Source organism: Micromonospora sp. PLK6-60 (assembly GCF_019890675.1).
Classification (GTDB): Bacteria; Actinomycetota; Actinomycetes; order Mycobacteriales; family Micromonosporaceae; genus Micromonospora.
In genome coordinates, this window is sequence record NZ_JAIOAA010000005.1 from 126,868 (window position 1) to 139,119 (window position 12,252).

Annotated in this window: 9 protein-coding genes; 2 read left to right on the top strand and 7 right to left on the bottom strand. The window is 73.7% G+C overall.

Going from position 1 to position 12,252, the window contains the following annotated elements:
• The first annotated feature begins 9 nt into the window (after positions 1-9).
• Together K7640_RS12100 and K7640_RS12105 are read left to right on the top strand one after the other, a co-directional pair.
• The gene (locus K7640_RS12100) at positions 10-2,862 is read left to right on the top strand and encodes an aconitate hydratase (protein WP_222954878.1); all 2,853 of its coding nucleotides are present in this window, start codon (positions 10-12) and stop codon (positions 2,860-2,862) included.
• 145 nt (positions 2,863-3,007) lie between these two features.
• Positions 3,008-4,099 (top strand): winged helix DNA-binding domain-containing protein, encoded by a 1,092-nt coding sequence (locus K7640_RS12105; protein WP_222954879.1) that lies wholly within the window; start codon positions 3,008-3,010, stop codon positions 4,097-4,099.
• Between the two features lie 27 nt (positions 4,100-4,126).
• Here K7640_RS12105 and K7640_RS12110 read toward each other — a convergent pair whose 3' ends face one another.
• The 7 genes from K7640_RS12110 to K7640_RS12140 all read right to left on the bottom strand — a co-directional run bounded on the left by K7640_RS12110 (position 4,127) and on the right by K7640_RS12140 (position 12,228).
• A complete protein-coding gene (locus K7640_RS12110) occupies positions 4,127-4,735 on the bottom strand; it encodes an ATP/GTP-binding protein (RefSeq protein WP_222954880.1) in 609 nt (202 codons plus the stop codon).
• Positions 4,716-5,102: a DUF742 domain-containing protein gene (locus tag K7640_RS12115; protein ID WP_222954881.1), complete on the bottom strand. Its 387-nt coding sequence runs from the start codon at positions 5,100-5,102 to the stop codon at positions 4,716-4,718. The genes K7640_RS12110 and K7640_RS12115 overlap by 20 nt, the downstream gene beginning before the upstream one ends.
• Positions 5,099-5,530, bottom strand: a complete 432-nt coding sequence (locus tag K7640_RS12120) for a roadblock/LC7 domain-containing protein (protein ID WP_222954882.1) — start codon at positions 5,528-5,530, stop codon at positions 5,099-5,101. Before K7640_RS12120 ends, K7640_RS12115 begins: the two co-directional genes overlap by 4 nt.
• Before the next feature lie 82 nt (positions 5,531-5,612).
• The gene (locus K7640_RS12125; RefSeq protein ID WP_222954883.1) at positions 5,613-8,114 is read right to left on the bottom strand and encodes a nitrate- and nitrite sensing domain-containing protein; all 2,502 of its coding nucleotides are present in this window, start codon (positions 8,112-8,114) and stop codon (positions 5,613-5,615) included.
• A 177-nt stretch (positions 8,115-8,291) separates the two neighbouring features.
• Entirely contained in the window at positions 8,292-9,917 is a 1,626-nt protein-coding gene (locus K7640_RS12130) for a prenyltransferase/squalene oxidase repeat-containing protein (RefSeq protein WP_222954884.1), read from the bottom strand.
• On the bottom strand, positions 9,914-10,747 hold the full coding sequence (locus tag K7640_RS12135; protein ID WP_222955107.1) for a terpene synthase family protein: 834 nt from the start codon (positions 10,745-10,747) through the stop codon (positions 9,914-9,916). Before K7640_RS12135 ends, K7640_RS12130 begins: the two co-directional genes overlap by 4 nt.
• Before the next feature lie 80 nt (positions 10,748-10,827).
• A complete protein-coding gene (locus tag K7640_RS12140) occupies positions 10,828-12,228 on the bottom strand; it encodes a cytochrome P450 (protein ID WP_308042527.1) in 1,401 nt (466 codons plus the stop codon).
• Between the last annotated feature and the right edge of the window lie 24 nt (positions 12,229-12,252).

A 12,252-nucleotide genomic window follows, 5' to 3' on the forward strand; every position in this document is an offset into this window, starting at 1 on the left:
GTCGCTGGTGTGAAGGAGTACGACGTGGCGAGCCTCGACACCTTCGGTGCGAAGACCCAGCTGCGCGTCGGAGACGCGAGCTACGAGATTTTCAGGATCGACAAGGTGGAGGGCCACGCCCGGCTGCCCTACAGCTTGAAGATCCTGCTGGAGAACCTGCTGCGGACCGAGGACGGCGCGAACATCACCGCCGACCACATCCAGCAGCTCGGCGCGTGGGACCCCACCGCCGACCCCAGCGTGGAGATCCAGTTCACCCCGGCCCGGGTGCTGATGCAGGACTTCACCGGCGTGCCCTGCGTCGTCGACCTGGCCACCATGCGCGAGGCCGTCCGCGACCTCGGCGGCGACGCCACCAAGGTGAACCCGCTCGCGCCGGCCGAGCTGGTCATCGACCACTCCGTCATCGCCGACCTGTTCGGCCGCGAGGACGCCTTCGAGCGCAACGTCGAGCTGGAGTACGAGCGCAACAAGGAGCGCTACCAGTTCCTGCGCTGGGGCCAGAGCGCGTTCAACGAGTTCAAGGTCGTCCCGCCGGGCACCGGCATCGTGCACCAGGTAAACATCGAGTACCTGGCCCGTACGATCATGGAGCGCGACGGCCAGGCGTACCCGGACACCGTCGTCGGCACCGACTCGCACACCACCATGGTCAACGGCCTGGGCGTGCTGGGCTGGGGCGTCGGCGGCATCGAGGCCGAGGCCGCGATGCTCGGCCAGCCGGTCAGCATGCTGATCCCGCGCGTGGTCGGCTTCAAGCTGCACGGCGAGATGCCGGCCGGCACCACCGCCACCGACCTGGTGCTCACCATCACCGAGATGCTGCGCAAGCACGGCGTGGTCGGCAAGTTCGTCGAGTTCTACGGCCCCGGCGTGAGCGCGGTGCCGCTGGCCAACCGGGCGACCATCGGCAACATGTCGCCGGAGTACGGCTCCACCGTGGCGATCTTCCCGATCGACGCCGAGACGGTCCGCTACCTGGAGCTGACCGGCCGCGACCCGAAGCAGGTCGCGCTGGTCGAGGCGTACGCCAAGGAGCAGGGCCTCTGGCACGACCCGAACCACGAGCCGGAGTACTCCGAGCGCCTCGAGCTGGACCTGAGCACCATCGAGCCGTCCCTCGCCGGCCCGAAGCGCCCGCAGGACCGGGTGCCGCTGGGCGCCGCCAAGACGCTGTTCCGCTCCGCGCTCACCGACTACGTCGCCGACGGCGGCACCGGCGAGCGCGACCTGAAGCCGGGCGTGGCCCGCGAGCAGCTGCCGCGCGGCGCCAACGGCCCGGCCGACGAGGCCAGCGCCGAGTCCTTCCCGGCCAGCGACCCGCCGGCCAACGACTACAGCGACCCGGCCGACGAGCCGCGCGACCTGGAGACCGCCGCCGCCGGCGCGGGTGGCCGGGCCACCAACCCGGTCCGGGTGACCGGCGCCGACGGGGTCGAGTACGAGCTGGACCACGGCGCCGTGGTGATCGCCGCGATCACCTCCTGCACCAACACCTCCAACCCGCAGGTGATGATCGGCGCCGCGCTGCTCGCCCGCAACGCGGTCGACAAGGGCCTGGCCCGCAAGCCCTGGGTGAAGACCACCCTGGCCCCGGGTTCCAAGGTCGTCATGGACTACTACGAGCGCGCCGGCCTGACGCCGTACCTGGAGAAGCTCGGCTTCAACCTGGTCGGCTACGGCTGCACCACCTGCATCGGCAACTCCGGCCCGCTGCCGGAGGAGGTCTCCGCTGCGGTGAACGAGGGCGACCTGGCCGTCGTCTCGGTGCTGTCCGGCAACCGGAACTTCGAGGGCCGGATCAACCCGGACGTCAAGATGAACTACCTGGCGTCCCCGCCGCTGGTGGTCGCGTACGCGCTGGCCGGCACCATGGACATCGACCTGGCCAACGAGCCGATCGGCGAGGACAGCGAGGGCAACCCGGTCTTCCTGCGCGACATCTGGCCGAACACCGCGGAGATCCAGGACGTCATCGCCTCCGCGATCGGCGCCACCGGGTTCAGCGCCGCGTACGCCGACGTGTTCGCCGGTGACGAGCGCTGGCAGTCGCTGCCCACCCCGACCGGGGACACCTTCGCCTGGGACGGCGAGTCCACCTACGTCCGCAAGCCCCCGTACTTCGAGGGCATGCAGCAGCAGCCGACCCCGGTGCAGGACATCGCCGGCGCGCGGGTGCTGGCCAAGCTGGGCGACTCGGTGACCACCGACCACATCTCCCCGGCCGGCTCGATCAAGGCGGACTCCCCCGCCGGCAGGTACCTGGCCGAGCACGGCGTGGCCCGGCACGAGTTCAACTCGTACGGCTCCCGCCGGGGCAACCACGAGGTGATGATCCGGGGCACCTTCGCCAACATCCGGCTGCGCAACCAGCTGGTCCCCGGGGTGGAGGGCGGCGTCACCGTCAACCACCTGACCGGCGAGCAGACCTCCATCTACGACGCCTCGATGGCCTACCAGGAGGCCGGCGTCCCGCTGGTCATCCTGGCCGGCAAGGAGTACGGCTCCGGCTCGTCCCGCGACTGGGCGGCCAAGGGCACCATGCTGCTCGGCGTCAAGGCGGTCATCGCCGAGTCGTACGAGCGGATCCACCGCTCGAACCTGATCGGCATGGGCGTGCTGCCGCTGCAGTTCCCGGTCGGCGAGACCGCCGAGTCGCTGGGCCTGACCGGCACCGAGACGTTCTCGATCAGCGGCGTCACCGCGCTGAACGACGGCGACACCCCGCGCACGGTCACGGTCACCACCGACACCGGCGTGGAGTTCGAGGCGATGGTCCGCATCGACACCCCCGGTGAGGCGGACTACTACCGGCACGGCGGGATCCTGCAGTACGTGCTGCGCCGCATGATCGCCAGCTGATCTCGTACCGTTTCCAGGGCCCCTTCCCGCGACGAGCGGGGAGGGGCCCTGGCGCGTTCCGCCGACCGGGCCGGCCGGGGATCCTGCCACGGATGTCGACATCGGATGGGGCCCCGTCGCGCCGCGCATTGCGTAGGGTGACCGGGTGGTCGACCGACGCCAGGTGCTGAGTTTCCGCGCCCGGGCCCAGCAGCTCACCCGGGCCGAGGGCACGCCGGCGGACACCGCCGTGCTGGACATCGGCGTGCAGGACACCGGCCAGGACGGCGGCGGCTGGGCGCTGGCGCAGCGCGGGGTCACCCCACCCGCGTCCACCGGCGACGACCTGATCCTGCTCTGGACCGTGCGCGGCGCGCCGCACCTCTACCGGCGGGCCGACGTGGGTCAGGTGGCGGCCGCGGTCGCGCCGTGGTCCGACGCCGACGCCGGCAGGCGCATCTACGACGCCGCGAAGCCGCTGAAGGCCGCCGGCATCGGCATCCTCGCCGCCCTCGACGAGGTGGCCGCGCGGCTGCGGTCCGTCGTCACCCGACCGACGGTCAAGGGCGAGGTCTCCGGCCGCCTGGCGCAGCTGCTGCCCGAGCCCTACCTGCGGTTCTGCCGGCCCTGCCAGGCCACCCACCTCTACGAGATGCCGTTCCGGCTGGCCGCCCTGCGGGCCGGTCTGGAGCTGCGGCCCGGCACGTCGCCACCGGTGCTGGCGCGCATCCCCGGGTTCACGAAGGCCGACGCGGCCGGCGACCGGTTCGACCTGATCCGGGCGTACCTGCGGCTGCTGGGCCCGGCCACCCCTCGGGACGTCGCCGGCTATCTCGACGCCCCGGTCAAGGAGGTCAAGGCGCGCTGGCCGCGGGACGTGGTCGAGGTGACGGTCGACGGCGAGGCTCGCGCACTGCTGGCCGCGGACGCGCCGGCACTGGCGTCGGCCGAGGCCCCGGCGACCCGCCTGCTCGGCCCGTTCGACCTCTTCCTCCAGGCGAAGGACCGGGCGACCCTGGTGCCGGACGCGGCGCACGCCCGGGAGCTGTGGCCGGTGCTGGGCCGGCCCGGCGCCGTGCTGGTCGACGGCGAACTGGTCGGCACCTGGCGCCCGCGCAAGTCCGGCAGCCGGCTGACCGTCACCGTCCGCCCCTGGGCGAAGCTGCCCGACAGCCGGCGCCGCGCGGTCGTCGAGCAGGCCGAACGCCTCGCCGCCCACCGTACGGCCACGCTCGCCGGGGTCGACTTCGAGGACTGACCAGCGGGCCGGTGAACGACTGGGCGGTCAGTCGGTGGCGGCGCGGCGGCGGGCCTCCCGGGCCTTCATGGCGTGCTCCATCAGCGTGATGAGCACCTCCTTGCTGGACTCCCGCCGGCGGGCGTCGCAGAGCAGCACCGGCACCCCGGGGTCGAGGTTCAGCGCCGCCTGCACCTCGTCGAGCCGGAACTGCTTGGCGCCCTCGAAGCAGTTCACCGCCACCACGAACGGCGTGCCCCGGCCCTCGAAGTAGTCGATCGACGGGAAGCAGTCCGCCAGCCGTCGGGTGTCGGCCAGCACCACCGCGCCGATCGCGCCCAGCGCCAGCTCGTCCCAGACGAACCAGAAGCGGTCCTGCCCGGGCGTGCCGAACAGATAGAGCACCAGGTCGTCGCTGATGGTGATCCGGCCGAAGTCCATCGCCACGGTGGTGGTGGCCTTACCCTCCACCCCGGACAGGTCGTCGATGCCGACCCCGGTCTCGGTCAGCACCTCCTCGGTGCGCAGCGGGCGGGTCTCGCTCACCGCGCCGACCATGGTCGTCTTGCCGACGCCGAAACCACCGGCGACCAGGATCTTGATCGCGGTGGGCAGCGGCGCCGCGCCCGCCGGCCGCTCAGAGTGCCCGTAGTCCATTGATAACCGCCTCGAAAACACTGTCGTCAGGAACGCCGGCGGTAGCGCGCGGCTCTCGGACCTGCACCAGCTCGCGGGCCACCAGGTCACCGAGGAGAACCCGGATGGTGCCCACCGGCAGGTCCAGGTGGGCGGCCACCTCCGCCACGGACTGGATCCGCTGGCAGAGGGCGACGATGGCGAGATGCTCCGGGCCCAGCCCGGCCTCCGGTGTCGCCTCTCCGCGGGTCGCCGACACCAGGGAGATCAGATCGAAGGTGCCGGTGACCGGGCGGGCCCGGCCGCGGGTGACCGCGTACGGCCGCACCACCGGTCCGGCGTGGTCGTCCACCCACTGGATCTCCTCGGGCTCCCCGTTGGCCGTCATCTCGGCTGGCTCTCCCCCGTCGGCTGTTCGGGCACCCGGTTCGGCGAGGCGACGAACTTGCCCACCCGGGTCACCAGCATGGCCATCTCGTACGCGATGAGACCGACGTCGGCGTCCTCGGAGGCGAGCACCGCCAGGCACGCGTTGCGTCCGGCCGCGGTCACGAAGAGGAACGACGACTGCATCTCGATGATGGTCTGCTGCACCTGGCCACCGCCGAAGCGCTTGCCCGCACCCCGGGCCAGGCTCTGGATGCCCGCCGCCATCGCCGCCAGGTGCTCGCCGTCGTCGCGGCTCAGCCCCCGGGACGCCGCCATCAGCAGGCCGTCGGTGGAGAGCGCGACAGCGTGTTCGGCCTGCTTCACCCGGCCCACCAGATCATCCAGCAACCACGTCAGGTCGGCACTCGAAGCCGTCTTCTGCGCCACTCGTCGTCCTCTTCTTTCCGGCTGGTGTCGCCGTGTCCGTCTGGAGCCTGCGGCCGGCGCGCGGGGCGCGCGCCGTTGCCGCTCAGGTCGCCTGCTCGCCGCCGGCCTCCGGGGCGGTCTCCGCCCGCGTCCCGGTGGCGGCGCCGCCGATCAGCCGCGCCGCGTCGGTCCGCCCGCGCCGGGTACCGGTCTGGTACGAGCTCATCATTCGGCGCACCTGCTCCGGCGGTCGCGCCGCCTCGTCTTCGACGTCGGTGTCGGTGGACGGTTCGTCCCGCAGCTCGGGGGCGATGTGCGCCTGCCGTACGCGTACCGGCAGACCCGAGTCCGTCTGCGCGGCCTCGGCGGACGCCGGAAGGCGGTCGGCGGCCGGCGCGGCGGTCCCCTCGATGGTGGCCGGCGCGGGCCGCGCCAGCGCGGCGTCGGGTGCCGGCGCGGCCGCGCCCCGGACCCGGGTGGGCAGGTTTTCCGGTTCCCCCACCGGCACCTCCTCCGCCGCTCCGGCGGCTGGCCGGGGCGACGCCGGGGCGGGCGCCGGGGACGCCGACGCGTCCCGGGCCTGCGTCAGCGTCGCCGGAGCGGCGGGCCGCTCGACGGCCGCCGGCGCGGCGGGCCGCTCGACAGTCGCCGGCGCGGCGGGCTGCGCCTCCCCCGCCGTCACCGTCGCGGCGGCCGTCCCGACCGGGAAGCCGCCCGAGGTGTTCGGGTCGGCATCGTCCACGGTGACCAGCTCCAGCGGGATCAGCACGACGGCGGTGGTGCCGCCGTACGGCGACTCCTTCAGCCGCACCCGGACGCCGTGCCGTTCGGTCAGCCGGCTCACCACGTACAGGCCGAGGCGGGCCGCGTTGGCGAGGTTCAACTCGGAGCGGTCGACGATGCGGTGGTTGGCGGCGGCCAGGTCCTCCTCGCTCATGCCCAGCCCGCGGTCCTCGATCTCGATCGCGAACCCGGTGGCCACCAGTTGGCCGCGCACCTCGACGCTGGTGTGCGGCGGCGAGAAGGACAGTCCGTTCTCGATCAGCTCGGCCAGCAGGTGGATGACGTCACCCACCGCCCGGCCGGCCAGCGACACCCGGCCCAGCGGCAGCACGTTGACCCGGGTGTAGTCCTCGACCTCGCCGACCGCGCCCCGGATCACGTCGACCATCGGCACGTTGCGCCGCCAGGCGCGGCCGGGCGTCGAGCCGGAGAGCACGATCAGGTTCTCGGCGTTGCGCCGCATCCGGGTGGCCAGGTGGTCGACCCGGAAGAGGTCCTCCAGCTCCTCCGCGTCCTGTTCCCGCCGTTCCATCGCGTCCAGCAGGGTGAGCTGCCGGTGCACCAGCGCCTGGGTGCGCCGGGCCAGGCTGAGGAACACCTCCCGGACGTTGCGCCGCAGCTCGGCCTGCTCGACCGCGGTGCGCAGGGCGGTCTCCTGGACGACGTTGAACGCCTTGCCGACCTGCCCGATCTCGTCGTCGCCGAACTCCAGCGGTGGGGCCTCCTTGGCGACGTCGACCTCCTCGCCCCGGCCGAGCCGTTCCACCACCCCGGGCAGCCGCTCGTTGGCCAGCTGGAACGCCGCCTCCCGCAGCCGCTCCAACTGACTGAGCAGGGCCCGCGCGGTGGTGATCGAGACGATGACCGAGGCGATGACGGCGAGCAGGCCGAGACCGGCGGCGAGCACCAGCCGCAGGATGACCCCGACCGCGACGGGCACCGCACGGTCGACGAGGCCGTCACCGGCGTCCACGATGAACCGCTGCTGCTCCGCGACCGCCCGGTCGACCGCCGGACGCCACTGCTCCGCCGTCACCTGCGGGGTCGTCGACGACCGGGTGGAGAGCACCACCCGATCCTCCAGGCTCCGGAAGGCCGTGTACGCCTCGCTGGCGAGCACCTGCTCGAAGCCCCGGCGGTCGGCGTCGGACAGCGAGGCCCGGGCCTGGTCGCTCAGGTAGCGCTGGGCGCCGACGGTACGCGCGAACGCGGCGCTCTCCGCGGGGGTCAGCCGGCCGGTGGCGAGTGCCCCGGTCAGCAGGGCGTCCTCCTGCGAGATGAGCTCGCGGATCCGGGTCAGTTGGATAAGTGCGGTGGTCTCCCGGGCGAGCCGCGCGTCATCCAGTTGGGCAAGCGAGCCGTACATCCGCAGGACCGAGTCGATCAGCTCGGTGTAGGCCGTGGTGGCCTCGACGCGGTCGACCTGGCGGGCGGCGACCGCCTTGCGGACCGTCTCCAGCCGGTCCAGCCCGGTGACCACCGCGTCGATCTGGCCCTGGTTGTCGTCGCTGGCCGCGAGGTCCACCCGCCAGTTGTCCACCGAGCCCCGGAACTCGTCGGCGACCTGGGTGGTCCGCTCCCACTGCTCGGTCAGCTCGGCGCGCTCGGCGCCGCCCAGGAAGGCGGCGGAGGCCCGCCGCTCGGCCTGCAACTCCACCACCAGCGGCTCTCCTGGCTGCGCCACCTGGCTGTCGAGCATCTGCACCCACAGCAGGTTGGCGCCCTCGCGGAGGGTCACCCAGGCGGCGAACGCCCACAGCGCCACGAGGGAGGCCAGCAGTGCCACGACTTTCCGGCGCAGATTGGAGCTGCGGGAGTTCATCACAACCATCCCTGGCGGGGAGCCACTGATTGACCGGTCAGCGGTATCCGCGTGTGCGTCGACCGACCCGGCGCACGGTAGCAGTGTCCGGGGGATCACTCAAGCAGTCCTGATCATGGCTACCGTCGATCCGAGACACCCGGACGCGCGGGCGCTCGGTGCGACCACAAAGGATGCTCACCGCGTCGGGTATCCCGCCGCCCGGACCAGTTGCCGCGCGGCGACCACGGCGGCGCGCACGATCAGCACCGGGTGGTAGAGGTCCTTGTCGTGCCACAGTGGCGTGTCGGTGGCGGTGCCGTCCGGGTCGTCGTCGAGGAAGTCGACCGCCCGGCGCACGGCGGCCGCCACGCCGGGGCCGGCCGGCCGCCCGGTGCCGAGCAGCACGTGCAGGGCGTACGCGGTCTCCTCGGCCGTGCCGCCCCACCGCCCCCACGACCCGTCGGCGCGCTGGCTGGCGAGCACCCAGTCGACCGCCCGGTCGACCGCCCGCCGCGCCCGGTCCGGGGCGTACCCGGCCAGGCTCACCGCGACGCTCGCGGTCGCGTAGTACGCCGAGGCGTGCCACCGGTCCGTCCAGCTGCCGTCGGGCAGTTGGCCGTCGAGGAGCCAGCCCGCCACCCGCTGCGCCGCCGAGGCGTGCTCCGGCGACCCGGCGTGCCGGGCGTGCCAGCCCAGCGCCTCCAGCACGTGGGCGTTCGTGGTGACCGAGCTGCCGTCCTCGCCCCGCCAGGTGCAGAAGTGGGCGCCGGTGTCGTACTCCCGCAGGCTGTCCGGGGGCACCGGCCGGCCGAGCCGGGCCAGCGCGTAGAGGGCGACGGAAGTGGTGTCGGCGTCCGTGGGCAGGCCGGGCGAGGTGGCCGCGCCGGTCGGCCCGATCGCGGCGGCCAGCTCGGTGAGCAGCCGCTCGGGTACGTCGCGGGCCGCGCCCGCCCGGGCCAGACTCGCCAGGACCCAGGCCCGCTCGAAGACAGTGATCGGTGTCGTGCACGGCACCGGCCCGTCCTGCGCCCCCGCGGCCCGGACCAGATAGCCGAGCGCGGCCTGGTCCACCTGCGGGTCGGCCCGGTCGCCGAGCCAGGCGGCGGTGGCGGCGGGCGACGCGCCGACCGCGCCGTGGACCGGACGGACCGCGACGCCGGCCCGGGCGGGCACGGCCAGCGCCTCGAAGGCGTGCCACAGCTTCTGCGGGACGGGCCGGCCGGCGACCAGCAACGCGCCGACCGCCTGTGACCGACGGCGGGTCATGCCCCGCGGCAGCGGCAGCGCGGCGGGCGACCCCGGCTCCACGTCCCCGGCGGCGAGCAGCACGCCGATCCGGTCGAGCAGCTCGGGCAGGATCAGATCGACACCCGGCGTGTCCGGCACGGGCTCGTCGGCGACGAGCAGCCGATCGCGCAGCGCGGCCAGCCCCCGCGTCGCGGCCCGCGCCACCTCGTCCGGGTGCGGGCCCGGCCACCGCCGGGAGCGCAGCAGCGCCTCCACCGCACTGACCGTCGGCACCAGGGCGTACCCGCCGGGGGCGCCCCAGGCGCCGTCGGGCCGCTGGCCGGCCAACAGGTAGCGCAACCGCTCGGCGTGGCCGCCCAGCCAGGGGGCGTCGCTCACCACCCGGGCCGTCTCGTACACCGACGGTGAGACCGAGCCGGCGGGGCGGGCGGCCAGCGCGACGACCAGCTCGTGCGCGGCGGCGAGCGGGTCGGCTGGCGCGGTGTGCGTGCTGCCCGGCGTGCCGGCCCCGGCCGCACGCTGGCCCGGGACGGTCCCGGCGCGCCCCGGGGTGGTCGAGGGCGCAGCCGTCACGACATTCCCCAGAAGTCGGCCAACTGGTAGAAGCCGCTGCTGAAGCCGATCTGCCGGGCCAGGTAGTCCGCCTCGCGGGGGCAGCTCGACCGCAGCGGGACGAGCCGGCGCCGGCAGTCCGCCACCAGCGCCGCGAGCCGGTCCCGCACCTGCGCCTCGTCCTCGACCAGCAGGAGGGCGTTCAGGTCACCCCAGCGCTGGTCGCGCTCGTAGGTGCCGAGGTCGTTGACCAGGCGCAGCGCCCGCTGCACCTCGTTGCTCACCGCGACCAGCTCGTCCAGATGGGCCAGGGTCGCCTCGTCACCGGTGTAGAGCCAGTGTCCGATGTTGACGATCGTGCAGGCGTGGTTGTCGGCGTTGGCGAGGTAGTCCTCCAGGCTCGGCAGGGCCGCCCGGCCGCCGGAGCGCCAGGCGTCCTTCCAGGCCCATTCCCGGGCCATCGCCTCGACCGTGGTGCGCAGGCAGTCCCGCCACAGCGGACGGTGCGCGGCGAAGGCCGGCGCCGTGTCCAGCTCCGCCTGCACCGCGGCCAGGTACGCGCCGAGGTGGTCACCGGCGGCGGGCGGCGCACCGTCGGCCACCGCCCGGCACCGCGCCACCAGCTCGGAGACCTCGTCCCGGGAGCCCGCCCGGTGGTCGATCAGCCAGTCGAGGGCGAAGCCCCACAGCACGATCCGGTTGGCGGCCCGCAACTGCCCGGCGGTGCACCAGGGGGCGCCGAAGGCAATGGCCAGCGAGATGTTGGCGAACAGCATCGGGTCGAACGGGTCGGCCGGGAACAGCCCGGGGTGGGCCGCCGCCTGCGCCTGGAGGTCGCGTTGCCCGCGCATGGCCAGGCCGCACACCCGGCCCTGCTCCTGGGCGTCGTGCAGCTGGTCCCGCTCGCGGCGGTCCTGCACGGGGGCCGGGATCACCCGCGCCCCCGGCCGGACACGCGGGTGAGGGAGATCATGACCGGGCGGCCCGGCCGCAGCGCCGCCCCCAGTTGCTTCGGCGGCATGCCCCGCTCGCGCAGCCGGAACCGGTAGCGGCTGAGGATGGTGGCGATCACCAGCGGGGCCTCCTGGTTGAACAGGTGCATGCCGATGCACTGGTGCTCCCCGCCCCCGAAGGGGAAGAACGCGTACCGGTGGGCACGGCGCGGCTGGTCGGGAGCGAACCGCTCGGGATCGAAGACGTCCGGACGATCCCAGTGCCGGGCCAGCCGCTGAGTGACGTACGGGCTGATGACCACGAGGTCGCCGGCCCGGATCCGGGTGCCGCCGATCTCGTCGTCCGCCACCGCGCTGCGCGGGAGAAGCCAACCCGCCGGATACATCCGCACAAGCTCGTCAGTGATCATCCGGGTGTAGGTGAGCCGTTCGAGCTGCTCCCGACTGACCGCGGCGTCCGGATCCACCACCTCGTCCAGCTCCGCATAGAGCCGCCGGGCGACCTGCGGGTGGGCGTCCAGGATGGGCCAGAGCCAGGTCAGCACCGCGTAGGTGGTCTCGGTGGCAGTGGCGAACACCGACACCACGTCGCCGCGGACCCGCCGCTCGTCCAGCGGGCGACCGTCGGCGTCGCGGGCGCGGGCGAGGCTGGCCAGCAGGTCGTCGCCGTCGCGCGGCTGTTCCCGCTCGGCCCGCACCAGCGGGACCATGATCGAGTCGACCACCTCGATGGACCGGCGCAGCGTCCGGTCGCCCGGGACCGGGACGGCATCGGGCAGGAACGGCAGCAGCAGCCGCCCCCGCAGCGCCGCCGAGATGCGGTTCTGGGCGGCCACGATCCGCAGTTGGTCGGCGGTCGACAGCCGGTTGGCGAAGAAGACGCTGCTGATCCCCTGGCAGATGATCCGGCCCAGCTCGGCCCCGATGTCCAGCCACCGGCCGGAGCGGGCCGGCTCTTCGAACTCGTCGACGGCGGCGCTGACGGCCTGGCTGATGGAATCCACCAGCCCGTCGATCCGCTTGGCGGTGAAGTGCGGTTGTATCCGGGCCCGGCTGTCCTGCCATGGTGGCCCGTCGGACATGATGCCCTCGCCGGTGAGCCGGCGCACCGGCCGCCAGAGCAGGTTGTCACCGCCGCGCACGTAGTTGGTCGCGTTGTCGCGCACCACGTGCTGCACGTGCGACGGTTCCGTCACCAGGTACGGTCGCAGGGTCCCCAGATTGAGCCGGACCACCTGGTCGGGGGCCGCGTCCGCCAGCCGGACGATTTCGCGCAGCGGGTCGCGCAGCAGGCCGGGCAGGGTGCGGAGCAGGGGCACGGCGTGCGCGCCCCGGGCCGCTGAGCCGGCGGAGTCGAGTTTGGCCATCGCGTCCGGCACGTCGGCTCCCTTTCGGTTTGGGTC

Coding starts and splice junctions, on each gene's coding strand:
- K7640_RS12110 (WP_222954880.1), bottom strand. CDS start 4,735: ATGGACTACGGGCACTCTGAGCGGCCGGCGGGCGCGGCGCCGCTGCCC.
- K7640_RS12115 (WP_222954881.1), bottom strand. CDS start 5,102: ATGACGGCCAACGGGGAGCCCGAGGAGATCCAGTGGGTGGACGACCAC.
- K7640_RS12125 (WP_222954883.1), bottom strand. CDS start 8,114: ATGAACTCCCGCAGCTCCAATCTGCGCCGGAAAGTCGTGGCACTGCTG.
- K7640_RS12135 (WP_222955107.1), bottom strand. CDS start 10,747: ATGCGCGGGCAACGCGACCTCCAGGCGCAGGCGGCGGCCCACCCCGGG.